Source organism: Streptomyces smaragdinus, from assembly GCF_009604385.1.
Classification (GTDB): Bacteria; Actinomycetota; Actinomycetes; order Streptomycetales; family Streptomycetaceae; genus Streptomyces; species Streptomyces smaragdinus.
Map to the genome: position 1 here is coordinate 104,879 of NZ_WEGJ01000010.1, position 26,242 is coordinate 131,120.

The following is a 26,242-nucleotide window of genomic DNA, read 5'->3' on the forward strand; positions in this document are numbered from 1 at the left end:
GTCGTCCGAACCGCGAGACACGTCACATTCGTACCGAGACCGGAGGTAGCACGTGCTGGACGAGGTGGAGCACTGGCTGACCGCCCGGTCGGGCCAGGCGGCGGACCGGCCCCTGCCCGCGCTCCTCGCGGCCAAGCAGGCGCTGGGCCCGCGGGGGACCGTCAGCGTGGTGCTGCCCGCCCTCGACGAGGAGGAGACCGTCGGCGTGATAGCCGGGGCGATCCGCCGGGCGCTGATAGAGGAGGTGCCGCTGGTCGACGAGCTGATCGTGGTCGACTCCGGCTCCGTCGACCGGACCGCCGAGGTCGCCGCGGCGGCGGGGGCGAAGGTCGTGCACCGGGACGAGATCCTGCCCCGGCTGCCGGCGCTGCCGGGCAAGGGCGAGGTGCTGTGGCGGTCGCTGCTGGCCACCTCCGGGGAGATCGTCGCCTTCGTCGACGCCGATCTGCGGGAGTTCGATCCGGCGCTGGTGGCGGGGATCGTGGGGCCGCTGCTCACCGATCCGGACGTGTCGTTCGTGAAGGCCATGTACGACCGGCCGCTGGACGGGCGCCCCGGGGAGGGCGGCCGGGTGACGGAGCTGGTGGCGCGGCCGCTGCTCAATCTGCACTGGCCGCAGCTGGCGGGTTTCGTCCAGCCGCTCGGCGGGGAGTACGCCGCCCGCCGCTCACTGCTGGAACGCCTGCCGTTCCCCGTCGGCTACGGAGTGGAGCTCGCCCTCCTCGTCGACACGCTGCACACCGTCGGCCTGGACGCGATGGCGCAGGTCGACGTGGGGGTACGCCGCCACCGCCACCAGGACGGCCGGGCGCTGGGCCGGATGGCGGCGGCCATCTACCGCACCGCCCAGCTGCGCCTGTCCCGCGGCCACCTCGTACGCCCCCGGCTGACGCAGTTCGAGCGCTCGCCGGAGGGCGCTTTCGTACCGCACACGTACGAGATCGACACGGAGGAGCGGCCGCCGATGCGGCTCGTCGAGGAGTACGTGCGGCGGCGGGCGGCGTGACGTTTGCGGCGGGGTCCGCGGGGCTAGGCTCGGGGAATGGTCGCTGAGCGCGGAGCCGAGGTACTCGTCGCGTCCAATCGCGGTCCCGTGTCGTACGGGCTCGCCGACGACGGGGCGCTGACCGCGAAGCGCGGCGGCGGCGGGCTGGTGTCGGGGCTCAGCGCGATCGGGCCGGACGCCGGGGCGGTGTGGGTGTGCGCGGCGCTGTCGGACGCGGACCGGGAGGCGGTGCGGCGGACGGGCGGGAGGCTCGATCCGGCGGACACCGGCGGGCAGGCCGTGCGGATGCTCGACATCGATCCGGGGGTGTTCGACGGGGCGTACAACGGGATCGCCAACTCGGTGCTGTGGTTCGTCCACCACATGCTCTACCAGATCCCGCTGGAGCCGGTCTTCGACGCGGCGTTCCGCGAGCAGTGGGCGGCGTACGAGACGTACAACGCGGCCTTCGCGGACGCCCTCGCCGAGGAGGCGGCGGACGGGGCGGCGGTGCTCGTCCAGGACTACCATCTGGCGCTCGTCCCGGGAATGCTCCGCGAGCGCCGTCCGGACGTACGGATCAGCCACTTCTCGCACACCCCGTGGGCGCCCCCGGAGTATCTGCGGATCCTCCCGGACGACGTCCGCGACCAGCTCATCTGGGGGATGCTCGGCGCCGACCGGCTGGGGTTCCTCACCCGGCGCTGGGCGAGCGCCTTCACCTCGGAGTGCGCGGGCCGCTGGGACCACATGTCGGTGACCACCACCCACGGCGTCACCCCCCAGCGCTGGTACGTCGAGCACACGCGCACCCAGCTGCCGCCCACCCGCACCACCGACGTCGACGTCCACCCCCTCGGCGCCGACGCCGCGTTCCTGCGCGAACGCGCCCACCGCCCGGACGTCGGCGAACGGCTCGCCGCCCTGCGCGAGGAGATCGGCGACGGCCGCAAGGTGATCGTCCGCGTCGACCGTACGGAGCTGTCGAAGAACATCGTCCGCGGCCTGCACGCCTACGCCCGCCTCCTCGAGACCCACCCCGAGTGGCGCGAAAACGTCGTCCACGTGGCGTTCGCCTACCCCTCCCGCCAGGACCTCGCCGTCTACCGCGACTACACCGCCGAGGTCGCGAGGGTCGCCGGGACGATCAACGACACGTACGGCACCGCGACCTGGCGCCCGGTGATCCTGCACGTCAAGGACGACTTCGCCCGCTCCCTGGCCGCGTACCGGCTGGCGGACGTGGCCCTGGTCAACCCGATCCGCGACGGCATGAACCTCGTCGCCAAGGAGGTCCCGGTGGTGTCCGACGACGGCTGCGCCCTGGTCCTCTCCCGGGAGGCCGGCGCCGCGGAGGAGCTGGCGGAGGGCGCGCTGACGGTCAACCCGTACGACATCGAGGCCACCGCCGCCGCGCTGCACGAGGCCCTGACGATGGAGCCGGAGGAGCGCGCCGAACGCACCAAACGCCTCGCCGCCGCCGCGACCGCCCTCCCCCCGCAGTCCTGGTTCCTGGCCCAGCTGGAGGCCCTGCGGGACTAGAGCCCCCGTAGAGCGGGGCCCTCGTCGGACAGGGCGCCGGCCACCGACCCCAGCAGCCCCACCACGCCCTCCGGGCCGTCGACCACCACGTCCGCCCGCTCCGCCAGCGCCGTCACCTCGTCGCTGCCGCTGCACACCAGCAGCCCGTACAGCCCCTGCGCCCGCAGCTCGTCCACCGCGTCGAACGCCGCCAGGTCGCCGAGGTCGTCGCCCGCGTACACCACCGTGTGGGCGCCGCACTCGCGGACGTACTCCGCCAGCGCCACGCCCTTGTCCATCCCCCCGGCCCGCAGCTCCAGCACGAACCGCCCCGGCTCGACCACGAGCCCGTGCCGCGCCGCCAGCTCCTCCAGCGGCTTGCGCAGCAGCTCCACGGCCACCCCCGGATCGGTCGCCCGCCGGGTGTGGACGGCGACCGCCCGGCCGCCCTTGTCCTCGATCCACGTGCCGTGCCAGGCGCCCGCCCGGTCCAGCACCCCCGGCAGCTCCGCCCGCGCGGCGGCCACCCCCGGCGGCGGTTCGGGGGCGCTGACCAGGCCCGTCGCGGCGTCCCAGCGTTCGGCGCCGTAGTGCCCGAGGACGACCAGCCGCTCCAGGCCGGGCGCCCCCGCGAAGCCTCCGTACCGGACGGCGACCGACGCCGGTCTGCCCGTGATCACGGCGAGGGAGCCGACCGAGGGCCCGAGCGCGCCGAGCGCGGCGACGGCGGCGGGGTGGGCGCGGGCCTGGTCCGGGTCGGGGACGATCGGCGCGAGGGTGCCGTCGAAGTCGAGCGCGACCAGGGCCCGCCGGGGATCGGCGAGCAACTCCGCGAGCCCTGCCCGCCCGTGGGCGGTGACGGGCCGGGGAACCGCGGGGGGAAGCGTGGGACTGCCCATGTCCGTGACCCTACCCGTGTCAGTGCCCGCCGGTAGGGTCGAAGGCATGACGGCACCAGACGAGGAGAGGAGCGGGCTGACCGCCCGCGAGGGGGACATCCTCGCCTTCGAGCGCCGCTCGTGGCCGGGGCCGGGCGTCAAGGAGCGGGCGATACGCGAGCGGCTGGGGATCTCCCCGACGAGCTACTACCAGCAGCTGAACGCCCTGCTGGACGACGCCCGCGCGCTGGCGGCCGATCCGGTGACGGTCAACCGGCTGCGCCGGATACGCGAGGCCCGCCGGGCCCGCAGACGCTGAGAGGCCGGCGCGTCGGGCGCCGGCCTCTTCGTAAGCGGAACGGGGAGGACTACTCCTCCTTGAGCTGCGACGCCTTCTGCGCCTCGGCCTGCAGATCGCCGAGGATCTCCTCGGGGTCGCCGCCGGAGGTGGCCGCCTTGCCTATCTTCTCCTTGATCGACGCCGCGACCGCCGCCCAGGACGTCTTCTCCGCGGGGTAGAAGACGGCCGACTCGAGCTGCGTGAGGAAGGGCACCAGGTCCTCGCGCTCGCGGCGCAGCCGGTTCACACCACTGACGGTGGTCGGCAGCAGGTCGTAGCGGGTGGCGAACTGGAGCACCTTGTCGTCGCTGAAGACGAAGTCGAGGAACTTGCCGATGGCCTTCTGGTGGTTGTTCTTCTTGAACGCCATCATCCAGTCGACGACGCCCATCGTGGACGCGGCCGGGCCGCCGTTGCCGGGCAGCGCGGAGACGATGCCGAGGTCGATGCCCTGGTCCTGGGCGTCGCGCATCAGCGTCGGGTGGCCGAAGAACATGCCGACGTCACCCTTGAGGAACTCGTCGAACACCTGCTGGCGGTTGGTGGCCCGCGGGTTCTTGGTCGACAGGCCCTGGCCGGTGAGGTTCTGCTGGATCCACTTGAACGTCTCGATGTTCTCGGGAGAGTCCAGGTTGTAGCCGCCGACCTCGTCGGTGTAGCCGCCGCCGTTGCCGAGCATCCACAGCAGGGCCTCGCCCTGCGCCTCCTCGGGGCCGAGCGGCAGGCCGAAGGGCGTCTTCACCCCGTTGGCCTTCAGCACCTGGGCGTCGTGGGCGATGTCCTCCCAGCTCTGCGGGCCCTTGTCGGCGCTCAGCCCGGCGTCGAGGAACAGCCGCTTGTTGTAGAAGAGCAGCCGGGAGCTGGAGACGAAGGGCAGCCCGTACGGGGTGCGCTTGACCTCGCCGGCCTCGGCCAGGGAGGCGACGAAGTTCGACTGGGTCGGGATGGAGAGGACCTCGTCCAGGGTGTACAGCTCGCCCTGGTCCGCGTAGTCGGCGTACGCGCCGATCTGCGCCAGGTCCGGCGGGGTGCCGGCGTCGACCAGCTTCTTGACCTCGGCGTCGACGTCCTTCCAGTCGAGCACCTTGATGTCGACGCTCAGCCCCGGGTTGTTGTTGGCGAACTCCTCCGCCAGATCGTCCCAGTAGTACTTGGAACTGGTCTTGGTCCCGGGCTTGCCGTAGTCGGCCGCGATCATCTTGAGGACGACTTCCTCCTCGCCGTCGCTGCCGCCCGCCATGCCGCATCCGGAGAGCGACATGCTCATGGCCGAAGCCACACCCGCCGCCGCCACGCTCAAGAACCGACGCCGTTGCACCGTACCGCTCACCTCAAAAACAGGATGTTTAGAACCGTGAGAACAGAGCTTCCCCACTCGACCATGCCCAGGTCTACACCATGGCCGTATCGCTTCCGCAACGCCCTCCCCAAAGCTTTTGCACAGCGTTTGGCCCAGCACCCCCTCTGACCCCGCCGTACCACCGACAGGATTCATCCGCACACGAAGAGCAACTTTTCCGGGAGGGTGATCCGCGTGTGACTTCCGTCATGATCGTGACGCGAGTTACCGGCCGATCCCCTGACTGGACTAGACCTCTCCCGGTCTCACACGCGACACTGTCCCCCGTGAGACACGTCATCGCCCTCGATGTGGGCGGCACCGGGATGAAGGCCGCCCTCGTCGGGGCGGACGGCGCGCTGCTGTACGAGTCCCGCCGCGACACCGGCCGCGACCGCGGACCGGACGCGGTGGTCGCGGCGGTGCTGGACTACGCCGAGGAGCTCGCGGCCGAGGGCCTGCGCCGCTTCGGCGAACCCCCGGCGGCGGCCGGCGTGGCGGTCCCGGGCATCACGGACGAGGCGAACGGCGTGGCCGTGTTCTCCGCCAACATCGGCTGGCGGAACGTTCCTTTCCGCACCCTGATCGGCGACCGCCTCGGCGGCCTCCCCGTGGCCATCGGCCACGACCTGCGCACCGGCGGCCTCGCCGAGGGCCGGATCGGCGCCGCCCGCGGCATCGAACGGTTCCTGTTCATAGCGCTCGGTACCGGCATCGCCGCCGCCATCGGCATCGAGGGCCGCATCGAGCCCGGCGCCGGCGGGGCGGCCGGGGAGATCGGCCACATCGTCGTCCGCCCCGGGGGCATCGAGTGCGGCTGCGGCCAGCGCGGCTGCCTCGAGCGGTACGCGTCCGCCTCCGCCGTCGGCCTCGCCTGGGCCACCGCCTCGGGTGACCCGGACGCCACGGCCGCCGACTGCGCCGCGGCCGTCAAGGCGGGCGACGAGCGCGCCGCCGCGGTCTGGCGGGACGCGGTCGACACCCTCGCCGACGGGCTGCTCACCGGCATCACCCTGCTCGACCCGGCGGCGATCGTGGTCGGCGGCGGCCTCGCGGAGGCCGGCGACACGCTGTTCGTACCGCTGCGGGAGGCGGTCGAGGCCCGTATCACCTTCCAGAATCATCCCGGGATCATCCCGGCCGAGCTCGGCGACGCCGCCGGCTGTCTCGGCGCCGGGCTGCTCGCCTGGGATCTCCTCGCCGCTCGTCAATCGGCCGCTCGCCAAACGGAGGTAACCGCCTGATGCGGGACCGCATGGAACTCACCGGCGCCCGCGTGGTGCTGCCCTCGGGAGTCGTCGACAACGGCACGGTCGCGGTGGAGGGCCACCGCATCGCCGAGCCCGCCGGCGGCCCCGGGCTGGACCTCACCGGACACTGGATCGTCCCCGGGTTCGTCGACATCCACGTCCACGGCGGGGGCGGCGCCTCCTTCTCCTCCGGCGACGGCGCCGAGTCGATGAAGGTGATCGACGCCCACCGCCGGCACGGCACCACGACCATGCTCGCGTCCACCGTCACCGGTGAGCTCGGCGACCTCGCCCGGCAGGCCGCGTCCCTGGCGGAGCTGGTGGAGCAGGGCGAGCTGGCCGGCATCCACTTCGAGGGCCCCTTCATCTCCCCGCACCGCTGCGGCGCCCACCAGCCCGGGCTGCTGCGCGACCCCGACCCGGCGGACGTGCGCAAGCTCGTCGACGCCGCGGCCGGGACGGCGCGGATGATGACCCTGGCGCCCGAGCTCCCCGGCGGGCTGGACTCCGTACGCCTCCTCGCCGAGCAGGGGGTGATCGCCGCCGTCGGGCACACCGACTCCACGTACGACGCGGTCCGCGAGGCCGTCGAGGCCGGCGCCACGGTCGCCACGCACCTGTTCAACGCGATGCCGGCCCTCGGCCACCGCGCGCCCGGCCCGATCGCGGCGCTGCTGGAGGACGAGCGGGTCACCGTCGAGCTGATCAACGACGGCACGCATCTGCACCCCTCGGTGCTGGAGCTGGCGTTCCGCGCCGCGGGCGCCGACCGCGTCGCGTTCATCACGGACGCGATGGGCGCGGCCGGGATGGGCGACGGGATGTATCCGCTGGGCCCGATGGAGGTCGAGGTCAAGGACGGCGTGGCCCGCATCCACGGCGGCCCCACCTCCGGCTCCATCGCCGGCTCGACGCTCACCCTGGACACGGCGCTGCGGCGGGCGGTGACGGTCGACGGGATCGCGGTGGAGGACGCGGTGAAGGCGCTGTGCGCCAACCCGGCGCGGCTGCTGGGGGCGTACGACCGGATCGGTTCGCTGGAGCCGGGCAAGGACGCGGACCTGGTGGTGCTGGACGAGGGGTTCACCCTGGTGGGCGTGATGCGGAAGGGCGAGTGGGTCGTACGGCCCTGAATCGTGCGTTTGGGTGATTGGATCACCCTCTTCGCGATCACCAAAGAGCACGATGCGGTATCGATGACGGCGGCGACGCGCCCGGAGTCTGGGCGTGTCGCCGCCGCTTTGGCATGATCATTCGCACTTATGCTGCTCACCGTCACGCTCAACGCGGCACTCGATCTCACGTACCGGGTGCCCCGGCTGCGTGCCCACGAGACGAACCGGGTCACGGAAGTCGCCGAACGCCCCGGCGGCAAGGGCCTCAACGTGGCCCGCGTACTGGCCGCCCTCGGCCACGAGACGGTCGTCACCGGGCTGGTCGGCGGGGCCACCGGCGCGGTGCTGCGCACGCTGCTCGCCGCGTCCACGGGCGTACGGGACGAGCTGGTTCCCACCGCCGGCACCACCCGCCGCACGGTCGCCGTGGTCGACGCCTCCACGGGCGACACCACCCAGCTGAACGAACCCGGCCCCCAGATCACCCCCGGTGAATGGGGCGCGTTCCTGGCCCGTTACGCCACCCTGCTCTCCGGCGCCGCCGCCGTCGCCCTCTGCGGCTCCCTGCCCCCGGGCCTCCCGGTGGGCGCGTACGCCGACCTGATCCGCCGCGCCCGCGCCGCCGGGATCCCCGTCCTCCTGGACACCAGCGGCGAACCCCTCCGCCGGGGCATCGCCGCCCGCCCCGACCTGGTCAAGCCCAACGCCGCCGAGCTGGCCCAGCTCACCGGGTCCACGGAGCCGGTACGCGCCGCCCGCGACGCCCGCAGACGCGGCGCCGGGGCGGTCGTGGCCTCGCTGGGCGCCGAGGGGATGCTGGCGGTCACCCCGGACGGCGCCTGGCGGGCGGCGGTGCCGGAGACGATCGCCGGCAACCCCACCGGCGCCGGCGACTCGGCGGTCGCGGGCCTGCTGTCGGCGCTGGCGGAGGGCCTGCCGTGGCCGTCGCGGCTCGCCCGCGCGGTGGCGCTGTCGGCGGCGACGGTGGCGGCGCCGGCGGCGGGGGAGTTCGACCGAAGGACGTACGACGCGCTGCTCGAGCGGGTCGAGCCCGTAGCCCTGAGGAGCCGCTGATGCCGCTGGTCCCGACCGCGTCCCTGATCGCCGCGTCCGGCGGCGTGGCCGCGTTCAACGTCATCACGCTGGAACACGCGGAGGCGATCGCCGCGGGCGCGGAGTCGGCGGGGCTCCCGGCGATCCTGCAGCTCTCGGAGAACGCGGTGAAGTTCCACGGCGGACGCCTGGCCCCGATCGCCGCCGCCACCGCCGCGGTGGCCCGCCTGTCCTCGGCCGACCTCTCCCTCCACCTCGACCACGTCGTCTCGCCCGACCTGCTCCACCAGGCGCACGCGGAGGGCTTCAGCTCGGTGATGTACGACGCCTCGAAGCTCCCGTACACGGACAACGTCCGGGCCACGTCCGAGGCGGTCCGCTGGGGCCACGCCCACGGCATCTGGGTGGAGGCGGAGCTGGGCCGCGTGGGCGGCAAGGCGGGCGAGACCCCCCTGGACGCCCACACCCCCGGCGTCCGCACGGACCCGGCGGAGGCGGCGTCGTACGTCGCGTCAACGGGGGTGGACGCGCTGGCGGTGGCGGTGGGCTCGTCGCACGCGATGACGGAGCGGACGGCGGTGCTGGACCACGCCCTGATCGGCGCGCTGCGGGACGCGGTCCCGGTCCCGCTGGTGCTGCACGGCTCGTCGGGGGTGCCGGACGCGGAGATCGGCCGGGCGGTGGCTGCGGGGATGCGCAAGATCAACATCGGGACGGCGCTGAACACGGCGTTCACCGGGGCCGTGCGGGGGTACCTGGCGGAGGATGCGCGGGGGGTGGATCCGCGGCGGTATCTGGCGCGGGCTCGGGAGGAGATGGCGGGGACGGTGGAGCGGTTTTTGCGGGTGGTGAGCGGGGCGGGGTGATGTCCGGTAACGGCTCACCGGATCTCGTACTCGGCGTGCGGAACGGCTCGCTTCCACACCGCTTCGAAGGCGGTCGCGCACAGGGTGACCACCGCCATGTCGTCGGACATCTCTCCGCCGGCGGAAGCGCCCTCGCCGGTGAAGTGGTTCCAGCGGACGATCGTCCTGTCGATCAGCCAGAAGTCATTGCCGGGCAGGGCGAGATCCGAGGCGCGGCGTCGCGGCAACCAGCACACCCGCTCTCCTGCCGCGAGGTTGATCGGCGTACCGGCATGCTCGTAGCGGATGTACTCACTGACCGGCTCGGACACGATGCGTGCCCGTCGCACGGTTACGCCGCGCGCCACCGTTCGGCGGATGAGATCGACCCAATGCCGGAAGTAGTCCGGCATCGGGTCGATGGTGCGGATGCCGGTCTCTCTCCACTGCGTGAAGTGGGGGTGTTCGTAATCGACCGCGTAGACGTCCCGCATCTCCAGGTGCACGGCGGTGTGCCTGGCGATACCGAGCAGTTCATCGAACGCAGCAACACTTGAGGACATCATCGGCCTCCCGGGATCGACTCCGATGAACACGAACGGGATCACTGCCTCCCTTGCTCCCGATGGTGAAGGACTCGAGCCTGGAATTCACGGATGACACCCATGTACAGTGCAAGGCCGGGCAGGTGGAGGCAGCTTGATGAGCGATGTCGATCCGGCGGGGAACAGTCCGCGATACGCCGATGAGCTGACGATCGACATGGTGTGGGAGATCGGTGATTTCCTGTTGCCCCGACTGGAGCGTGCGGAAGGCACACACGCCTCGGGCAGCGAGGAGTCCGTCACCGCCGCCGCACTGGCAGAAGCGGTTGCCACATTGGTGCTCGACGCGGAGTGGGCGATTTCCGGGGCACTCCCGGCCGCGTCCGCGTCCCGATCGGAGTCCCTCCGCCGCCAAAGCCCAGCGAACTGGAAAAGCGTGTGCGAGCCGAGGAACGGCTGGAGCGCCTCCGCAATGACTGGAATCACCTCTGCACCCTCGCCGGCTACTGGCGCTCCGTGCCCGGCTTCCGGGCATCCCGCTGGCACAAACTCGACTTCCGCAACGCCGAGAGCGAGCGTTGGTACCAGGAGCAGCTGTCCTACAGCGGTCTCGAAAGCCGCGTTGTTTCACCTGCCGCCAGCGATCCCCCGTCGACCGGGGACAGCGATCGCCCCGCATAACACCGCGTCATGAAGCATCAGTTGCACGGCGCCGCGCGGCCACCGCTTCGGTGTACGTTTCAAGCGTCAGATCCTCCGGTCCGATACCCAAGCCGCTGAACACGGCGCGGATGTCCGCCAAGGCCGCCGGGACGTCGGGTTCTTCGACCAGCGTCTCGATCTCCAGGTACGTACCGTCGATGTCCGGTACGCGGACGAGCGTGGCCAGCATCCGCCTGCCCCGCGCCTCGAAGGCGTGGTTCCGGCAGTGCTTCTCGAAGGCGATGACCGGGACATAGCCCATCCCGCACACGATGGCATGCACGGCCTCCGCGTCGGCGACGGCCGTCTCGTGTTCGGGCTTCGAGCCAGAGTCTTCGTCTACGGCTACGCCCTTGTAGGTGAGGACCGTACGGGTGCCACCCGAGCCCTGGACCGTCCGTACGCGCAGCTCCTTCCCGGCGTTCTCGAGCAAGCCGTCCGGAAGGTCGTAGTAGGTGTCCCGGTACACCGCGACCTCTGCGGCAGCACGCTCCTCGAGAAGGTCCGCCACAGCCTCGGGCTCCCGTACCCGCGCCTTGAGCTCTGCCTCGATCACGCTGTCCCCTTCCGGTCAGACCGTGCGGTCGGCGCCGTCGACGATCGCCTCGAACATGCGGCTGAACCCGCGGTACAGCGGCCCATGGGCTGTCGCCATCACCTTGTACGTCGCCGACTCGTGGCCCTCCCAGCCGGCGTCGAAGGCTCCGACGAACATCGTGGAGCCTGTTCGGATCAGCCGCCAGGTGGGGAGCATGCGGTACCGGTAGACCTTGATGTCGCACCGGTCGGCGAGTTCCCGCAGCCGAGCCTCGGTCAGGCGTACACCGGCGGCGAGGGACTCGACGGACTCCCCGATCTCCGCCGCGCGCCGGGCGAGTGCCTCGGAGTCCGGGTCGAGCAGCAGTACCCGTACGCGCAGCCCAGCGCTGTCCTCGTCTCGCGCCAAACATGCCCGTAGAAGGCTGTCGTTGAGACCGACCAGCCCCAGGCCCCTGACGGCGAGTACGTCGAGCCGCTCCGTCTCGCGTACCTGCTGCTGGATCTCCGCCGCCGCCGAGCCCTGGGAGGCGTAGACACGGACCACTTCGGGAAAGGCGGTGAGGTCGAATGCGGCGCCACCCGAGCGCTTCTCCCGGGAAGCCGCCAGGCCGAGCAGATGCCGTGCGTCGTCGGGCATCCGAAGCCCGTCGGCGATCCGTTCGTAGACGTCGAGCCGGGATACCTCGCGCCGACCGTTGATGATCTCGTTGACGCGTGACTGCGTCATCCCCGTAGCCGCCGCAATCCTGGCCTGGCTGGCGCCCGCGTATTGCTGGATGCGTCGGAAGACGGTACGGATGTCCCTTCGGCGCAGGGCCTGGCGTAACTCCGCCCGCTCCCAAGCCCAGTCGGGCAGATCGATCGGCACCAGAACGGTCGGCATGGTGTGCCCCCGGATCCACGTATCGGATCAGAACTCATCTCACGGTGAGATTACCGCCGGGGGATCGAATCGCTACATGCAGAGAGCGGATGCTCACCAAATGTGATGAACCCCGGGGGTCCCACGAGCCGATCCGGGGAATACCGACCGCAAGGAACCAACGACATGGAACAGCGCGACACCGAACCGCCCCCGCGACGCCCCCTCCTCACCCTGCGGGTCTCCCGCGACGGCGGACGCACCTGGGGACCCACTCGGGAGATCCATCCGGCCGCATGCATCCCGGACTTCTTTCCCAGATGGCCTCCCTGCGCCTGCCCGCGCTGTCGCGGGGAGGGAATCCAGCGATAAGTGGACCCATCGTGTCCGGCCTGCTGCTCGGGCACAGGTCCGATGTGGGCCAAGCTCTCGCCCTACGGACGGGCCCGCCTCACCGCGACCCAATCGCCGACCTCGCCACCGCCGCGATCACCCCCGTCGCCGTGAGCGTGCCCACCGTCAGCAGGGCCACCCCGATCACGTACAGGCCGCTCGCGTCGTCCGACCAGTCCACGTACGACGCGAGGGCCAGCCCCGACGTGATCCCCAGCACCGCCGCCGTCGCGTGGCCGTGCGTGGCCGACCAGAGCAGCGGGAGCAGCAGGGTCAGCGCGAGGCCGATCACCTGCCACGCCGCGTACGGGCCCGTCTCCGTGCCGTCCGCGTGGGTGTCGCGGTGCTGGTCCCAGCCCAGCCAGGCCGCCCAGGAGGCCGCCGCGACGGCGGTCAGGGCGACGTACATCAGCGGTTCGCGCAGTCCCTCGGGCATGTCTTCAGCGTCCGTCCGAGACGGTGGGGCCGCCAGCGCTCAGCTACTCAGATCCCGGTGAGTAGCACCACCTTCCCCATCGTCCCCCGCCCCTCCAGCGCGCGGTGGGCCGCCGCCGCCCCGGCCAGGGGGAAGCGCTGGACCGCCGGGGTCAGGCGGCCCGCGGCGGCCTCCGTCAGGGCCGCCTCCTCCATCCGGCGCAGGGGGTTCACGCCGCCGATCGCGTCGAGCCAGTTCGGGCCCAGGACCGAGCGGGACGTGATGCCGCGACGGTGCCGCTCCTCCTCCGGGACCTCCAGCGGGGCGCCCGAGGACCAGCCGAGGATCAGGTGACGGCCGCCCTTGCCCAGGAGGTCGAGGGCGGCGCGGGCCGCGCCGCCGCCCACGGTGTCCAGCAGGACCGTGGGGGTGCGGCCGGCCAGGGCGGTGGTGACCCGCGCGGGCCACGACGGGTCCGTGTAGTCCGCCGCGACGTCCGCGCCCAGCTCCGTCACCCGGCGGACCTTCGCCGGGCCGCCCGCCAGGCCGACGACCGTGGCGCCGAGGTTGCGCCCGTACTGCACGAACAGCGAGCCGACCCCGCCCGCCGCCGCCGTCACCAGGACGACGTCCGCCGGGGTGAGCTCCGCGAAGTGCAGGAACGCCATCGTCGTCCGCCCGGTGCCGATCATCGCGACGGCCGCCGCCTCGTCGAGCCCCGGCGGGATCTCGTGCAGCCGCCCGGCCTCGGTCGTGACGAGCTCCGCGTATCCCCCGGGCCGCATCCCGATGTGCGCCACGACCCGCTTGCCGAGCCACGCCGGGTCGGTGCCCTCGCCGAGCGCGTCGACGGTGCCGGCGATCTCCCGGCCCGGGATGGTGGGCAGGTCCGGCGGGGGGTACGGGCCGGGGCCGCCGCCCTCGCGCAGGGCCGTGTCGAGGAGGTGGACGCCGGCTGCCGCGACGGCGACGCGGACCTCGCCGGGGGCGGGGACGGGGTCGGGGACCTTCTCGTACGTGAGGTTCTCGGCGGGGCCGAAGGCGTGGAGTCGGACGGCGTGCATGCGGGGGTTCCTTCCCTGGGGTCTGGTTCCAGCGTCCGGCCTGAACCCTGGTTGAGGTCAAGCGGCGATGTCGGACCCGTGCGTCAGGATGGGCGTATGAGCAACCGACGGAAGACCCCGCGCCTGCCCGACGTCCGCCTGCCGGTGCTGCGGCCGTTCGACGGCGGGGAGCTGGAGCCGGACGGGGACTACGACGGGGTGGAGTTCGCCGGGCTCGATCTGACGCGGCAGGACGGGGCGGGGGCGCGGTTCCTGGACTGCGCGCTGCGGGGGGTGGTGCTGGACGACGCGCGGCTGACGGCGGCGCGGTTCATCGACAGCGCGCTGGAGGGCGTGCGGGGGACGGGGACGGATCTGGCGGACGCGACGCTGCGGGACGTGGAGGTGACCGACGCGCGGCTGGGCGGGGTGCAGCTGCACGGGGCGGTGTTCGAGCGGGTGGTGATCCGGGGCGGGAAGTCGGAGTTCCTCAATCTGCACGGGGCTCAGCTGACGGACGTCGTCTTCGAGGACTGTGTGCTGGTCGAGCCGAATTTCCAGGAGGCGAAGCTGACGCGGGTCGCCTTCCCCGGCAGCTCGGTGCGGGGCGCCGACCTGTCGCAGGCGGTGCTCGCGGACGTCGATCTGCGGGGGGCGCGGGAGCTGTCGGTGGGGCGGGGGCTGGACCGGATGCGGGGGGCGGTGATCAGCCCCGAGCAGCTGTTCGACCTGGCGCCGGCGTTCGCGGCGCAGGCGGGGGTGGAGGTGCGGGCGGTCTGAGCGCGGGGCGTCAGATACGGGGGAAGCGGGCCTGGAGGTCCCAGATCACCGGGTTGTGCGCCAGCCCCTCGTGCATGTCGGTGAGGTCGGCGACGACGTCGTGCAGGAAGTCCCGTACCTCGCGGCGCAGTTCGGTGTACGAGAGCTGCAGCGGCGGCTCCCCGTCGCCCTGCCAGTCGGCCCGTACGTCGACCCACCCGAAGCGCCGCTCGAAGCGGAGCCGGTCGGTGGACTCGGTGAAGTCGAACTCCGCCCGCTGCGCCCGCGACGCCCGGCTCCCGAGCGGATCCCGGTCGAGCTCCTCGGCGATGTCGCACAGCGCCCACGCGAAGTCGAGCACGGGCACCCATCCCCAGGCTGTGGACAGCTCCCGGTCGGTGTCGGTATCGGCGAGATACACGTCCCCGCAGAACAGATCGTGCCGCAGCGCTCGCACGTCCGCGGCCCGGTAGTCGGTCTGCGGCGGATCGGGGTGACGGGAGGAGAGGCTGTAGCCGATGTCGAGCACGGTCGATGATCCCACGGAGGTTTCCATGTCAGCTCATCCGCATGACGCGCCCCATGCCGGCGCCCGGAGCACGGCCGAGTCGGTCGGGGAGGCCTTCGAAGCGCTGAGCTCGGCAGCCCCGGAAGGGTGGCGCGTGGAGCTGATCGAAGGGGACATTCAGGTACGACCCCCGGGGACCGGCGCACACGCGAGGGTCGTCGGCCTGTTGGTCGAGCAGATGGTGGAGCACCGTACAAACAAGGGCTGGTCGACCCGCACGGGCCTCGGACTCCTGCTCCCGGGCACCGACCCCGACGGCAGAGTCGCACCCGACCTCGTCGTCGCGCCGCGCGGCATCTACGGGAACAAGCTCGAGTATCAGGACCCGGCGGAGGTGGTGATGGTCGGCGAAGTCACCGCACCGTCCACCGTGACGAACGACCGCCTGGCGAAGCGCCGCGGATACGCCCGCGCCGGAATCCCCTTCTACCTGCTCGTCGACCGCGAGGCCGGAACCGTCAGCCTCTACTCGGAGCCGTCCGGCGAGCACTACACCCGGGACGTCACCGTCACCATCTCCAAGACGATCACCCTCCCCGACCCCCTCGGCTTCGACCTCGACACCAGCGAGTTCTGAGACCGCCCCCTCAAAACCCCTTCTGCATCACCGCGCACTCCCGCCCCATCCCCTGATCCCGGCGGTGATCGATCACCTCGTACCCCAGCGACGTCCAGAACGACATCGCCCGCGTATTCCCCTCCAGCACCGCCAGCCGCGCCCCCGGACGCCCCTCCGCGCGGAAGCGGTCCTCCAGCGCCGTCGCCAGCCGGCGGCACACCGGTGAGTTCGGTGAGCAGCGGCCCGTCCAGGTCCGAGGCGTGAAGATCATCGAGGCGCATGGCCCCCAGGCTAGGGGGCGACCCGGAACGCGAAAACCCCCGGCCGGACGGCCGGGGGCGTACGCGGAACAGGCAAAGGCGTCAGACGCCCACGCCGAAGTCCTGGGCGATGCCCGCGAGGCCCGAGGCGTAGCCCTGGCCGACGGCGCGGAACTTCCACTCGGCGCCGTTGCGGTAGAGCTCGCCGAAGACCATCGCGGTCTCCGTCGCCGCGTCCTCGGAGAGGTCGTAGCGGGCGATCTCGGTGCCGCCGGCCTGGTTGATGATCCGGATGTACGCGTTGCGGACCTGGCCGAAGTTCTGGGCGCGGGTCTCCGCGTCGTAGATCGAGACCGGGAAGACGATCTTCTCGATGTCCGGCGGCAGCGCGGCCAGGTTGACGTTGATCTGCTCGTCGTCGCCCTCGCCCTGACCCGTCAGGTTGTCACCCGTGTGCATGATCGTCTGGTCGGGCGTGGCCTTGTTGTTGAAGAACACGAAGTGCTTGTCGGAGTAGACCTTGCCGCTCGGGTTCACCGCGATGGCGCTCGCGTCGAGGTCGAAGTCCGTGCCCGTGGTCGTACGGACGTCCCAGCCGAGGCCCACGGTCACGGCGGTCAGCCCCGGAGCCTCCTTGGTCAGCGAGACATTGCCGCCCTTGGACAGGCTTACAGCCATGGGAAGTCCCCTCCTAGTCGTTTCCGGCAGCCGGTTGGCTCGAAGCTACCGTCACCTATCGGAACGCCGGGAGGGTTTCGGCGGTTCCGCCCCGCCCGGCTTATCCAGGTGACACATCGAACACCGGGACGGGATCATAAGAGCATGTCCGCCCACAGTCCCGGCACCGGGGGTCACGCCCCGGGCCGCCACGTCGTCCGGGGCTCCGTCTCGCTCCCCGAGGCCGAGCTCGTCTGGCGTTTCTCCAGGTCCTCGGGCCCCGGCGGGCAGCACGTGAACACCAGCGACAGCCAGGTGGAGCTCCGCTTCGACCTCGCCGCGACGGACGCGCTGCCGCAGGTGTGGAAGGACCGCGCCCTCGAACGCCTCGCCGGCCGCCTGATCGACGGTGGCGTCATCGCCGTACGGGCCAGCGAGCACCGCTCGCAGTGGCGCAACCGCGAGTCCGCCGCCGTCAAGCTCGCCGCCCTCCTCGCGGAGGCCACCGCGCCCCCGCCCAAGCCCCGGCGCAAGACGAAGATCCCCCGGGGGATCAACGAACGCAGGCTGAGGGAGAAGAAGCAGCGCTCCCAGACGAAGCGCGGCCGCGCGGGCGGCGGCTGGGACTGACCGGGGTCACCCCAGCGTCCGGTACCGCCCCCGGAAGTACACCAGCGGCCCGCCCTCGGCGCTCGGCACCGCCGCCGTCAGCACCCGCCCGATCACCAGCGTGTGATCCCCCGCGACCACCCGCTGCTCGGTCCGGCACTCCAGCGTCGCCAGCGCCCCCCGTACCAGCGGAGCGCCCGTCGCGGACCCCCGCGCGTACGGAATGTCCTCAAACAGCAGCCGGTCGCTGATCCGCCCCTTCATCGCGAACCGCCCGGCGATGTGCCGCTGGCTCTCCGAGAGCACCGACACCCCCCACAGCGGCTGCTCGTCGAGCAGATCGTCCATCCGTGAGCCGTTGCGCAGCGAGACCATCACCAGCGGCGGGTCCAGGGACACGGAGAGGAACGCCGTCGCGGTCATCCCGATGTCCTCACCGACCGTGAGGTCGCCGAGCTCCTCCGACGCGTCCTCGCGCGCGGTCACCAGCACCACGCCCGCGGCCAGCCGCGACATGGCGGCGCGGAACTCATCCTCGCTCACCCCAACAGGATGAGTCAGCCCAGGGCTCTTCTGCAGCACGTCATGAACGGTAATAGGGCCGGTCGGCCCCCGGTATCGGGCATTGGGCCCATGACGGTCCTAGGACCAGTGGCATTCGACACAACACCAGGCAGGTGAACCCCGGCGAGGTCACTGTGACTTGAGTCACAGAGTGCGGTTATGTGCTGACCCTGTGTACCGGAGGGGCAGCACACTGTGATTCAGTGGGCAACGGCAACGGAGTGACCAGATTCCAGAGTGGCTACGGGGGCGTTTGCTCAGGGAGAGCGTTGATGGATACCGAGGCGGAGCCGTATGTGCGGTTGGCGAGCCTTCGCCGGCTGCACCAGGTGCTGGCCGAACTGAACACCGCGCGCAGCATGGCCGACACGCTGCAGAGTGTGGCGGACGGTCTGGTGACCGCTCTCGGCTACGAGCAGTCCGCGGTGAACCTGGTCCGTCAGGAGGGCGACCTGGTCATCGCCGCGATCGCCGGCAGTCCGGCCGCCGAGGCCATGCTGGCCGGCCGGGTCGGCTCGCGCGCCTCCTGGGAGCGCCGGCTGAACATGGGCGAGCGCTGGGGCGAGCTGCGCTTCATCCCGCACTCCGAGGGCTGGGTGCTGGACGCCGACGACGTCCCGCAGACCCATCCGACCTGCCCGTATCCCGTCACGCCGGGCGACTGGTGCACCGGTGACCGGCTCTTCGCCCCGATGTACGACTCGGGCCGCGAGCTCCTGGGCGTGCTCTCCGTGGACAAGCCGCTGAGCGGCCGGATACCGGGCCCGTGGGGCCGCGAGGCGCTGCAGCTGTACGCGTCCCAGGCGGCGATCGCGATCGGCAACGCCCGGCTGCGGGCCAACATGCAGCGCGCCCTGGTCCGCCTCGAGCGCGAGCAGCAGGCGCTGCGGGCGTCGGAGGAGAGCTTCCGGCAGGCGTTCGAGTACGCGCCCAGCGGGATGGCCGTCGCCGAGCTCGGCGGTGACCAGCACGGGCGGCTGATCCGTACGAACGACGCGCTGTGCCGGCTGCTGGGCCGGGCGCCCGCGGCGCTGCGCCGGCTGTCCTTCTCCGACCTGGTCCATCCGGAGGACGTGGGCACGCTGATGCGGACGTTCGCCGAGGGCGGGCGGGCGGAGCTGCGGATGATGCGGCGGGACGGCTCGTACGTCTGGGCCTCCCTGCGCAACTCCGTCGTCGCCGACGCGGCCGACGGCCCGCAGTATCTGCTGACGCACGTCGAGGACATCGAGGAGCGCAAGCACCGCGAGCTGCATCTGGCCCACCGCGCCAGCCACGACGGGCTCACGGGCCTGCCGAACAGCGCCGAGCTGCGCGCGCGCCTGACGGCCCGGCTCTGCGACCGGGTGCCCGAGGTGTACGCGGGGGCCACGCATCTGACGCCGCTGGAGGACCCCGCCGACACGGGCGGGCACTTCTACCCGGCGAACGCCGACGAGTGGGCGGCGGCGGCCAGGGCCCCGTACGAGCCGAGGCACACGCACGCGGTGGCGCCGGCCGACGACGACGTCGCGACCAGGGGCCTCGCGGTGCTCTTCTGCGACCTCGACGGCTTCAAGGCGATCAACGACCACTACGGCCACAACGCGGGCGACGCGGTGCTGGTCGAGGTGGCGCACCGGCTGACGGCGGCGGTCCGCGACGGGGACACGGTGGCGCGCCTCGGGGGCGACGAGTTCGTGGTCCTGGCGGACGGCCTGGGCACGCAGGAGGCCGCGGACCTCTGCCTGCGGCTGCGGAACACGATCATCCCCCCGATCCGCCTCGACGACGGCCGTACGGTGCGGGTCGGCGTCAGCGTGGGGGTGGGCTGGGCGGCGTGCGGGATGTCCGTCAAGGAGGTCCTGTCGTCCGCGGACCAGCTGATGTACGCGGAGAAGCGCCGCGGCAAGGCCCATCGCCGGGCGGGGTGAGGCACGCCCGGCGGGGTTCGGTGCGGGCGGGTCAACCGTGGTACGTGATGTACCCGTTGCCGTCGCGGTCGGCCGTACTCGCCGTGTAGGAGTGCGAGTCGGAGCCGGCGCCGGAGGGCTTGTAGAGCTTGATGGAGTCCTTGTCGTTGTTCCACAGGAAGTTGCAGTTGTCGCGGTAGACGACGTTGCCGCCGTCGGAGTCGGTGCCGTTGCCGCCGCGCAGGCGGACGTAGTCGCCGGGCTGCAGGTAGTGGTTCGCCTTGAAGGTGAACTTGTTGCCCGCGGCGTCCTTGACGACGTAACCCTTGAGGTTGAGCGTCGAGGTCTTGTTGTAGTTCTTGAGCGTCACGTACTCCTTGTACGTATTGCCGCCGGAGCAGCTGTTGTTGTCCGTGCCCGGGGCGTTGTACTGGACGCCGAGGATCTTCAGCGCCGAGCTGTACTCCGTGGCCTGCGCCGGGGTGGCCGTCGCCAGGACGGTCAGCGTGGCGGCGGTCGCTACGCCGGACATGATGTGACGTACGCGCATATGTTTCCCTGACATGCGATGGAACGGGTGGAAGGCGCACGACAGTACGTCAACGACCCAAGTCGGGCATGGGCGCAGTGGGTTGGAAGGCGACCCCAACAGGCCCTGTGACCGGGACCTCCGTCCGAGATATGTGGTACGGGAACGGCCCCACCGATCGAACAGGTAGGCTCGCACTTCGTCGGCGGTGTGCCGGAATGAGGTACCAGCAGGGAGTGACAGGGCAATGACGGACGGCTACAACAGCGGTGCGGGTGCGCAGCCGTCTGCGGACGACGACCCCTTCGCCCACCTGTACCGACAGGAGGGCGGCGCCCCCCAGGCAGGCGACACGGCCGCCATGGGCCAGCAGCCGGCTCCCGGTGTGCCCCGCACCTCGTACAACCAGGTCCGCGCGGTGGGCGAGCGCCAGTACGGCCAGCCCGCGGCCCACTACGCCGCCCCGGAAACGTACGGCGGCGCGCCCCGCCAGTCCTACGCCCCGCAGAACGACGACTACGGCTACGACGGCGGCCACCGCGGAGGCGGCGACAGCCCGCAGCGGAACCCGCTGGTGCTGGGCGCGATAGCGGTCGTGGTGACGGTCGCGGTGGCGATCGGCGCGGCGATGATGTTCGGCGGGGACGACGACAAGAAGGACGGCCCGAACTCGTCGGCGACGGCGCCGGCGGGCGACGACGAGGACAAGAAGGACAAGGCGGAGCCGACGGAGGACCCGGACGGCGAGCTGCCGATGGGCAAGGCCGCCGACCTGACCCTGACGGGCGGGGCGGCGCTGGCCACGCAGTACCCGGGTTCGAAGAGCGGCTCGTACGTGACGGGATTCACGACGCCGGGCGCGTCGGCGGCCTGGAAGATCAAGGTCCCGGACGCGGGTACGTACAAGCTGCACCTGCGCTACAGCGTCCCCGGCCAGGACTCGACGCTCCCGCTCCTGGTCAACGGCCAGCCGAACCACTCGGGCGTCAACCTGAAGAACTACTCCGGCGCCAAGAAGGGCGAGGGGTGGGACAAGTGGGTCACGACCTGGGTCAACGTCAACCTGAACAAGGGTGACAACGAGATCGCCCTCTACTGCGACAAGGGCGGCCCGTCCTGCGACGCGGCCGTCGACGAGCTCGCGATCACGGAAAACGTGGACGGCGTCGAGCCTCTCGGCTGACGCTGCCGAATCCGCACCGAACCTGAAACGGCCTGCCTGAAGGGGAGTCTCTCCTTCAGGCAGGCCGTTCGGGTTCAGCCATAGACCGCGATGCTCTTGATCGCAAACGGCGTGCTGCTCGAGGAGTAGCCCGACTTGAGCGTGAAATAGCTCCCGTAGCACGACGTGCTGCTGTGAACCCTGATCGTGTGTCCACTCTGGTTCGAGACGGATCGCCCGGAGGCGGGGCCGCAACCAGGTGATGTGTTGTACGTGTGCTTGGTCCCCGTGAAGTTCGTTCCCGACCAGGTGCACAGCGAGCCGCTCGCACACTTCGTCGCAGCCACCGCCGGCCCTCCGTTCAGGGCCAATGTCGCGAGCGCGGTGGCGCCCGCCAAAGCCAAGAGACGCAGCCTCAAAGTCGTCCCCTCCCCATCGGTTATTGGTATGGACCAATAGAGCCTATGATGCCTCACGGTAATCGCCAAGGAGCGGAGAGCGTTCGCCGCGATGCAGGGCCTTCATCCGCCCGCCTGAGCGCATCGAAGACACACCCTCATTCGCGAGCACCGGTCAGGGCTTCACGTCCACCGCCGGAACACCGCCAGCCCCACCCCGTACACCGCGATCAGGGCGACCAGCGCCAGCATCGGCCAGAACGCCGCGGCCGCGTGCGTGAGGGTCGCGACGAAGCCCGCGATCGCGACCCCCGCGACCGTCGCGTAGCCCACCAGGGCCATCGCCTGCTGGTGGATCCGCTGCTGGCGCTCGTCCTGCTCCCAGCCCAGCAGGCGGGGCTGCGTGGCGATCGGGCCGCGCATCTCGAACGCCAGCCCGACGGCGACCAGGGCGACGAACGCCGCCGTGAGCGCCGCGGGGAGGGGTCTGCCGCGGGCGAGGAACACCGCCACGTACACCCCGCCGTGGCAGCACCAGATCACCGGGATCCAGCGGCGCCGGCCCCGTACGCGGGTCCTGCGCTCAGTCGACATGGAAGACCTCCTCAACGCTCTGCCGGAAGAAGCGGGCGAGGTGGATCGCCAGAGGAAGCGACGGAGCGTATCTGCCCTGCTCGATCGCGTTGATCGTCTGCCGGGACACCCCCAGCTCGCGGCCGAGCTGCTCCTGGGAGAGGCCCCTGGCCCTGCGGAGGTCCCGGACGTCGTTCCTCATGTCAAGCACCCTTTACATCGCCGTTGTGATGGAAAGTATCCTTGACATCCCGGCCGGGTCAAGAGCGCAGGCGTTTCACCTCGCGGTCCAGGGCCCACGCGTCGGCCACCGGGCCGAGGTGGGCGAGCTTGTCCGGGTTGATCACCGAGCGGACCGTCTGGACGACCCCGTCCCGTACCTCGAGGACCAGGGTGTGGAGCACCCTCCCGTCCCGGTCGTGGAAGACCGCGCCGGGGCGGCCGTTGATCTCGCGCTGCTCGAACGTGACGCCGATCCGGGCCAGTCGGGGCAGCACGGAGGCCAGCAGCCGCGCCGCCTTGTCGCGGCCGCTCACCGCCCGGGCCAGCTGCGGAGCCTTTCCGCCGCCGTCGCCGGTCAGCTGGACGTCGGCGGCCAGGAGCGTACGGAGTTCGCCGACGTCGCCGTTCGTCAGCGCGGCGAAGAAGCGGTCCGCCAGCTCCTGCCGCTCCGCCCGGTCCGCCTCGAACCGCGGCCGGCCCTCGCGCATGTGCCGCCGGGCCCGTACGAGGAGCTGCCGGCACGCCTCCTGCGAGCGCCCCACGGCCTCCGCGACCTCGTCGAACCCGAAGCCGAAGACCTCCCGCAGCACGAACACCGACCGCTCCAGCGGGCTGAGCCGCTCCAGCAGGAGCAGCGCGGCCATCGACACGGAGTCCGCGAGCTCGGCGGCCCGCTCGGGGTCCTCGTACGGGTCGGCGAGCAGCGGCTCGGGGAACCAGGGGCCGACGTACTGCTCCCGCCGGACGCGGGCGGAGCGCAGTACGTCGATGGCGAGGCGGGTCACCGTGGCCGACAGGTAGGCCCTGGGCGATTCGATACGGGCGGTCGTCCCGTCGTAACGCAGCCACGCCTCCTGCACCGCGTCCTCGGCCTCGCCGACGCTGCCGAGGATCCGGTAGGCGATGGAGAAGAGCAGCGGACGCAGCTCCTCGAACTCCTCGACCTTGCTCACGGCCCCGCCCCCGCTCAGTGGAACTGCCCGGGCCGGTAACCGCCCGCGGGCTGGCGGGTGATGACGTTCAGCCGGGTCGCGGTGTTCATGAAGCCGACCAGAATCACGAGGGCGGTGAGCTGCTCCTGGTCATGGTGCTCGGCGGCCCGCGCCCACACCTCGTCGCTCACCCCGCCGGCCCCGTCGGCGACCCGCGTCCCCTCCTCGGCCAGCTCCAGCGCGGCCCGCTCGGCGTCGCTGAAGACGGTGGCCTCCCGCCACGTGGCGACGAGGTTCAGCCGCACCGCGCTCTCCCCGGCGGCGGCCGCGTCCTTGGTGTGCATGTCGGCGCAGACCCCGCACCCGTTGATCTGGCTGACGCGCAGGGCGACGAGCTCCTGGGTGACGGCGGGGAGGGGCGAGTCCTTCATGGCGCGGCCGACGGCCATGAAGTGCTTCATGGCGGGGGCGGCGGTCTGGCTGGCGAAGAAATCGATCCGTGCGTTCATGGCGTGCTCCTCATGCCTCTCGAGTGACTACACCCCCGAGACGAGGCCCCCCGAACCCCAGTGACACGCGCACACTGTGACCCGCGTCTCCCTCAGTCCCGCCAGTCGAGCTGCCCCTCGGGAATCCCGACGCCCCGCGCGTAGGCCTTGGCCTCCTCACGCCCGGCAGCGTCCCCACGGGGGTAGCGCACCACGTGCCCGGCGAAGACGACGAACGCCTCGGCCCCGGTGTTGTAGTTGACGTACCACCCACCCTCGGGCGAGACCGCGCCGGCCAGCTGCCCGGCCAGCCGCTCAGCATCACGCTCATCGGCAACGAAATGAACCAGCGTCCACTGCCGGGGCTGCCCGTCCCCCACCCCACCGACCTCGACCCGCGCGATCTTCCCGACCCGCAACGGGACTTCGTCGAGCACGGCCCCGACCCGCAGACTCTCCGCGATGAGCACGCCTTCCAGCACCCTCGGCCTCCACCCTCGCCCGCCCGCAGGCGGTCGCGAACCGTTCGCTGCGTGAAGCACCTCGACCTGGGACGATCTGAGCATGACAGACGAGGAGATCATTGACGCGATCCGGGCCAGATATGACCTCCGTCACATGACACCGATCCACGCCGCAGGCCTCCGCCGGGTCACCGTCCGGGTCCCCGCCACGCATCGCTCACGCAAAAGCCCCCGCGATCTTCGCGAGGGGCCTTTGTTCGAACCGTATCCCCTGGTGAGGGGTAGAGCCGCCTGTCGGATTCGAACCGACGACCTTCTGTTTACAAGACAGATGCTCTAACCAGCTGAGCTAAGGCGGCGCGACCGCGTCAGTCTACCCGGCAGGGGTGGGGGTGCCGCGTCCGGTTTTAGCGGGGTCCGGGAAAGAGGGGTGCTGACAAACGGGGGTGGGGCGGGTTACCGTCGGCTGGGTTCACAGAAGTGGACTAAACCTTTACTCGGATCGTCCGGCACGTTCCTGCCGGTGAAGGAGTGCGACACGTATGGCTACGGTCACGTTCGACAAGGCGACCCGGATCTACCCGGGCAGCACCAAGCCCGCCGTCGACGGTCTCGACATCTCGATCGAGGACGGCGAGTTCCTCGTCCTCGTCGGCCCCTCCGGCTGCGGCAAGTCCACCTCTCTGCGCATGCTCGCCGGGCTCGAGGACGTCAACAGCGGCTCCATCCGCATCGGTGACCGCGACGTCACCCACCTGCCGCCGAAGGACCGGGACATCGCGATGGTGTTCCAGAACTACGCGCTGTACCCGCACATGACCGTCGCCGACAACATGGGCTTCGCCCTGAAGATCGCCGGCCGCCCGAAGGACGAGATCCGGGCGAAGGTCGAGGAGGCGGCGAAGATCCTCGACCTCACCGAGTACCTCGGCCGCAAGCCGAAGGCCCTCTCCGGCGGTCAGCGCCAGCGTGTCGCGATGGGCCGCGCCATCGTGCGTCAGCCCCAGGTCTTCCTCATGGACGAGCCGCTGTCGAACCTCGACGCCAAGCTCCGTGTCCAGACCCGTACGCAGATCGCGTCGCTGCAGCGCCGCCTCGGCATCACCACCGTCTACGTGACCCACGACCAGGTCGAGGCCATGACGATGGGCGACCGGGTCGCCGTCCTCAAGGACGGTCTGCTCCAGCAGGTCGACTCCCCGCGCAACATGTACGACCGCCCGGCGAACCTCTTCGTCGCCGGCTTCATCGGCTCCCCGGCCATGAACCTGGTCGAGGTCCCGATCCACGACGGCGGCGTGAAGTTCGGCAACAGCATCGTCCCGGTCGACCGCGAGGCCCTCGGCGCGGCCTCCGACAAGGGTGACACCACCGTCACCGTCGGCGTCCGCCCGGAGCACTTCGACCTGGCCAACGGCGACGCCAAGTCGCTGTCCAAGGACGAGAAGGCCGGTCTGGCCGTCACGGTGAACGTCGTCGAGGAGCTCGGCGCCGACGCCTACGTGTACGGCACCGCCCAGGTCGGCGACGAGGGCAAGGACCTGGTCGTCCGTGTGAACGGCCGCGCCGTCCCGGAGAAGGGCGAGACGATCCACGTCATCCCGCGCTCCGGCGAGACCCACGTGTTCTCCACCTCCACCGGCGTGCGCCTCGGCTGAGCCCGAGCGCACCCGCTGTACGCAGACGACGGCGCCGACCCTCCGCACAGGGGGCGGCGCCGTCGCCGTATCCGCGTAAGAATCGACAAATCGTCGGACACATCGGTCACTTCACCCACCGA

General features: G+C 71.3%; 31 protein-coding genes and 1 tRNA gene. 13 read left to right on the forward strand and 19 right to left on the reverse strand.

Going from position 1 to position 26,242, the window contains the following annotated elements:
* Positions 1 to 52: 52 nt before the first annotated feature.
* Both SRB5_RS16010 and SRB5_RS16015 read left to right on the forward strand, forming a co-directional pair.
* Entirely contained in the window at positions 53 to 1,006 is a 954-nt protein-coding gene (locus SRB5_RS16010; RefSeq protein ID WP_323377981.1) for a glucosyl-3-phosphoglycerate synthase, read from the forward strand.
* A 36-nt stretch (positions 1,007 to 1,042) separates the two neighbouring features.
* Positions 1,043 to 2,527, forward strand: coding sequence for an alpha,alpha-trehalose-phosphate synthase (UDP-forming) (locus SRB5_RS16015; protein WP_153452651.1), 1,485 nt, complete (start codon positions 1,043 to 1,045; stop codon positions 2,525 to 2,527).
* On the opposite strand, the gene otsB is transcribed toward SRB5_RS16015, so the two are convergent.
* The gene (gene otsB / locus SRB5_RS16020; protein WP_153452652.1) at positions 2,524 to 3,405 is read right to left on the reverse strand and encodes a trehalose-phosphatase; all 882 of its coding nucleotides are present in this window, start codon (positions 3,403 to 3,405) and stop codon (positions 2,524 to 2,526) included. The genes SRB5_RS16015 and otsB overlap by 4 nt on opposite strands.
* A 46-nt stretch (positions 3,406 to 3,451) precedes the next feature.
* Here otsB and SRB5_RS16025 point away from each other — a divergent pair, with 46 nt between their 5' ends.
* Complete coding sequence (locus tag SRB5_RS16025) at positions 3,452 to 3,703, forward strand: DUF3263 domain-containing protein (RefSeq protein WP_153452653.1); 252 nt, start codon at positions 3,452 to 3,454, stop codon at positions 3,701 to 3,703.
* A gap of 49 nt (positions 3,704 to 3,752) precedes the next feature.
* Here SRB5_RS16025 and SRB5_RS16030 read toward each other — a convergent pair whose 3' ends face one another.
* On the reverse strand, positions 3,753 to 4,991 hold the full coding sequence (locus SRB5_RS16030) for an ABC transporter substrate-binding protein (protein WP_153452654.1): 1,239 nt from the start codon (positions 4,989 to 4,991) through the stop codon (positions 3,753 to 3,755).
* A 359-nt stretch (positions 4,992 to 5,350) separates the two neighbouring features.
* Between SRB5_RS16030 and SRB5_RS16035 the strand changes: the two genes are divergently transcribed.
* The 4 genes from SRB5_RS16035 to SRB5_RS16050 all read left to right on the forward strand — a co-directional run bounded on the left by SRB5_RS16035 (position 5,351) and on the right by SRB5_RS16050 (position 9,347).
* Positions 5,351 to 6,307: an ROK family protein gene (locus SRB5_RS16035; protein WP_323377982.1), complete on the forward strand. Its 957-nt coding sequence runs from the start codon at positions 5,351 to 5,353 to the stop codon at positions 6,305 to 6,307.
* Positions 6,307 to 7,446, forward strand: a complete 1,140-nt coding sequence (nagA, locus tag SRB5_RS16040; RefSeq protein WP_153452655.1) for an N-acetylglucosamine-6-phosphate deacetylase — start codon at positions 6,307 to 6,309, stop codon at positions 7,444 to 7,446. Before SRB5_RS16035 ends, nagA begins: the two co-directional genes overlap by 1 nt.
* Before the next feature lie 129 nt (positions 7,447 to 7,575).
* On the forward strand, positions 7,576 to 8,502 hold the full coding sequence (locus SRB5_RS16045; RefSeq protein WP_153452656.1) for a 1-phosphofructokinase family hexose kinase: 927 nt from the start codon (positions 7,576 to 7,578) through the stop codon (positions 8,500 to 8,502).
* Positions 8,502 to 9,347: a class II fructose-bisphosphate aldolase gene (locus tag SRB5_RS16050; protein WP_153452657.1), complete on the forward strand. Its 846-nt coding sequence runs from the start codon at positions 8,502 to 8,504 to the stop codon at positions 9,345 to 9,347. Before SRB5_RS16045 ends, SRB5_RS16050 begins: the two co-directional genes overlap by 1 nt.
* A 14-nt stretch (positions 9,348 to 9,361) precedes the next feature.
* Here SRB5_RS16050 and SRB5_RS16055 read toward each other — a convergent pair whose 3' ends face one another.
* The 5 genes from SRB5_RS16055 to SRB5_RS16075 all read right to left on the reverse strand — a co-directional run bounded on the left by SRB5_RS16055 (position 9,362) and on the right by SRB5_RS16075 (position 13,847).
* On the reverse strand, positions 9,362 to 9,889 hold the full coding sequence (locus SRB5_RS16055) for a DUF6879 family protein (RefSeq protein WP_153452718.1): 528 nt from the start codon (positions 9,887 to 9,889) through the stop codon (positions 9,362 to 9,364).
* Between the two features lie 670 nt (positions 9,890 to 10,559).
* Entirely contained in the window at positions 10,560 to 11,129 is a 570-nt protein-coding gene (locus SRB5_RS16060; RefSeq protein WP_323377983.1) for a class IV adenylate cyclase, read from the reverse strand.
* A gap of 15 nt (positions 11,130 to 11,144) precedes the next feature.
* The gene (locus SRB5_RS16065) at positions 11,145 to 11,996 is read right to left on the reverse strand and encodes a helix-turn-helix domain-containing protein (RefSeq protein WP_153452658.1); all 852 of its coding nucleotides are present in this window, start codon (positions 11,994 to 11,996) and stop codon (positions 11,145 to 11,147) included.
* Positions 11,997 to 12,426: 430 nt separating this feature from the next.
* A complete protein-coding gene (locus SRB5_RS16070) occupies positions 12,427 to 12,804 on the reverse strand; it encodes a hypothetical protein (RefSeq protein WP_153452659.1) in 378 nt (125 codons plus the stop codon).
* Between the two features lie 47 nt (positions 12,805 to 12,851).
* A complete protein-coding gene (locus SRB5_RS16075; RefSeq protein ID WP_153452660.1) occupies positions 12,852 to 13,847 on the reverse strand; it encodes a zinc-binding dehydrogenase in 996 nt (331 codons plus the stop codon).
* Between the two features lie 96 nt (positions 13,848 to 13,943).
* Between SRB5_RS16075 and SRB5_RS16080 the strand changes: the two genes are divergently transcribed.
* Positions 13,944 to 14,606 carry a pentapeptide repeat-containing protein gene (locus SRB5_RS16080; RefSeq protein ID WP_153452661.1) on the forward strand — a complete coding sequence of 221 codons (663 nt, stop codon included), beginning with the start codon at positions 13,944 to 13,946 and terminating at the stop codon, positions 14,604 to 14,606.
* A gap of 10 nt (positions 14,607 to 14,616) precedes the next feature.
* On the opposite strand, the gene SRB5_RS16085 is transcribed toward SRB5_RS16080, so the two are convergent.
* Entirely contained in the window at positions 14,617 to 15,114 is a 498-nt protein-coding gene (locus SRB5_RS16085) for a hypothetical protein (RefSeq protein ID WP_323378000.1), read from the reverse strand.
* 25 nt (positions 15,115 to 15,139) lie between these two features.
* Between SRB5_RS16085 and SRB5_RS16090 the strand changes: the two genes are divergently transcribed.
* Positions 15,140 to 15,730: a Uma2 family endonuclease gene (locus SRB5_RS16090; protein ID WP_228390083.1), complete on the forward strand. Its 591-nt coding sequence runs from the start codon at positions 15,140 to 15,142 to the stop codon at positions 15,728 to 15,730.
* Between the two features lie 10 nt (positions 15,731 to 15,740).
* On the opposite strand, the gene SRB5_RS16095 is transcribed toward SRB5_RS16090, so the two are convergent.
* Together SRB5_RS16095 and SRB5_RS16100 are read right to left on the reverse strand one after the other, a co-directional pair.
* Complete coding sequence (locus SRB5_RS16095; protein ID WP_153452664.1) at positions 15,741 to 15,983, reverse strand: GNAT family N-acetyltransferase; 243 nt, start codon at positions 15,981 to 15,983, stop codon at positions 15,741 to 15,743.
* Between the two features lie 91 nt (positions 15,984 to 16,074).
* Positions 16,075 to 16,650, reverse strand: coding sequence for a TerD family protein (locus SRB5_RS16100; RefSeq protein ID WP_153452665.1), 576 nt, complete (start codon positions 16,648 to 16,650; stop codon positions 16,075 to 16,077).
* Positions 16,651 to 16,794: 144 nt separating this feature from the next.
* Here SRB5_RS16100 and arfB point away from each other — a divergent pair, with 144 nt between their 5' ends.
* Positions 16,795 to 17,259 (forward strand): alternative ribosome rescue aminoacyl-tRNA hydrolase ArfB, encoded by a 465-nt coding sequence (gene arfB / locus SRB5_RS16105; RefSeq protein ID WP_153452666.1) that lies wholly within the window; start codon positions 16,795 to 16,797, stop codon positions 17,257 to 17,259.
* Positions 17,260 to 17,265: 6 nt separating this feature from the next.
* Here the strand turns inward: arfB and SRB5_RS16110 are convergent, their stop codons facing one another.
* A complete protein-coding gene (locus tag SRB5_RS16110; protein ID WP_153452719.1) occupies positions 17,266 to 17,754 on the reverse strand; it encodes a flavin reductase family protein in 489 nt (162 codons plus the stop codon).
* 320 nt (positions 17,755 to 18,074) lie between these two features.
* Between SRB5_RS16110 and cdgB the strand changes: the two genes are divergently transcribed.
* Positions 18,075 to 19,715, forward strand: a complete 1,641-nt coding sequence (gene cdgB / locus SRB5_RS16115; protein ID WP_153452667.1) for a diguanylate cyclase CdgB — start codon at positions 18,075 to 18,077, stop codon at positions 19,713 to 19,715.
* Between the two features lie 31 nt (positions 19,716 to 19,746).
* Here cdgB and SRB5_RS16120 read toward each other — a convergent pair whose 3' ends face one another.
* Positions 19,747 to 20,244, reverse strand: a complete 498-nt coding sequence (locus SRB5_RS16120; protein ID WP_153452668.1) for a lamin tail domain-containing protein — start codon at positions 20,242 to 20,244, stop codon at positions 19,747 to 19,749.
* A 226-nt stretch (positions 20,245 to 20,470) separates the two neighbouring features.
* Here SRB5_RS16120 and SRB5_RS16125 point away from each other — a divergent pair, with 226 nt between their 5' ends.
* The gene (locus tag SRB5_RS16125) at positions 20,471 to 21,406 is read left to right on the forward strand and encodes a CBM35 domain-containing protein (protein ID WP_153452669.1); all 936 of its coding nucleotides are present in this window, start codon (positions 20,471 to 20,473) and stop codon (positions 21,404 to 21,406) included.
* A 74-nt stretch (positions 21,407 to 21,480) separates the two neighbouring features.
* Here SRB5_RS16125 and SRB5_RS37735 read toward each other — a convergent pair whose 3' ends face one another.
* From SRB5_RS37735 to SRB5_RS16160, 7 genes are all read right to left on the reverse strand, one after another.
* The gene (locus SRB5_RS37735) at positions 21,481 to 21,861 is read right to left on the reverse strand and encodes a peptidase inhibitor family I36 protein (protein ID WP_407703927.1); all 381 of its coding nucleotides are present in this window, start codon (positions 21,859 to 21,861) and stop codon (positions 21,481 to 21,483) included.
* Positions 21,862 to 21,966: 105 nt separating this feature from the next.
* Entirely contained in the window at positions 21,967 to 22,377 is a 411-nt protein-coding gene (locus SRB5_RS16135; protein WP_153452671.1) for a hypothetical protein, read from the reverse strand.
* A complete protein-coding gene (locus tag SRB5_RS16140; RefSeq protein WP_153452672.1) occupies positions 22,367 to 22,558 on the reverse strand; it encodes a helix-turn-helix transcriptional regulator in 192 nt (63 codons plus the stop codon). Before SRB5_RS16140 ends, SRB5_RS16135 begins: the two co-directional genes overlap by 11 nt.
* A 58-nt stretch (positions 22,559 to 22,616) precedes the next feature.
* Positions 22,617 to 23,531, reverse strand: coding sequence for an RNA polymerase sigma-70 factor (locus tag SRB5_RS16145; protein WP_323377984.1), 915 nt, complete (start codon positions 23,529 to 23,531; stop codon positions 22,617 to 22,619).
* Between the two features lie 14 nt (positions 23,532 to 23,545).
* A complete protein-coding gene (locus SRB5_RS16150) occupies positions 23,546 to 24,019 on the reverse strand; it encodes a carboxymuconolactone decarboxylase family protein (protein WP_153452674.1) in 474 nt (157 codons plus the stop codon).
* 92 nt (positions 24,020 to 24,111) lie between these two features.
* Positions 24,112 to 24,480, reverse strand: a complete 369-nt coding sequence (locus SRB5_RS16155; protein ID WP_323377985.1) for a hypothetical protein — start codon at positions 24,478 to 24,480, stop codon at positions 24,112 to 24,114.
* A 267-nt stretch (positions 24,481 to 24,747) separates the two neighbouring features.
* Positions 24,748 to 24,821, reverse strand: a tRNA-Thr gene (locus tag SRB5_RS16160).
* Between the two features lie 183 nt (positions 24,822 to 25,004).
* On the opposite strand from SRB5_RS16160, the gene SRB5_RS16165 reads away from it, so the two are divergent.
* The gene (locus SRB5_RS16165) at positions 25,005 to 26,120 is read left to right on the forward strand and encodes an ABC transporter ATP-binding protein (RefSeq protein WP_153452675.1); all 1,116 of its coding nucleotides are present in this window, start codon (positions 25,005 to 25,007) and stop codon (positions 26,118 to 26,120) included.
* The last annotated feature ends 122 nt before the right edge of the window (positions 26,121 to 26,242 follow it).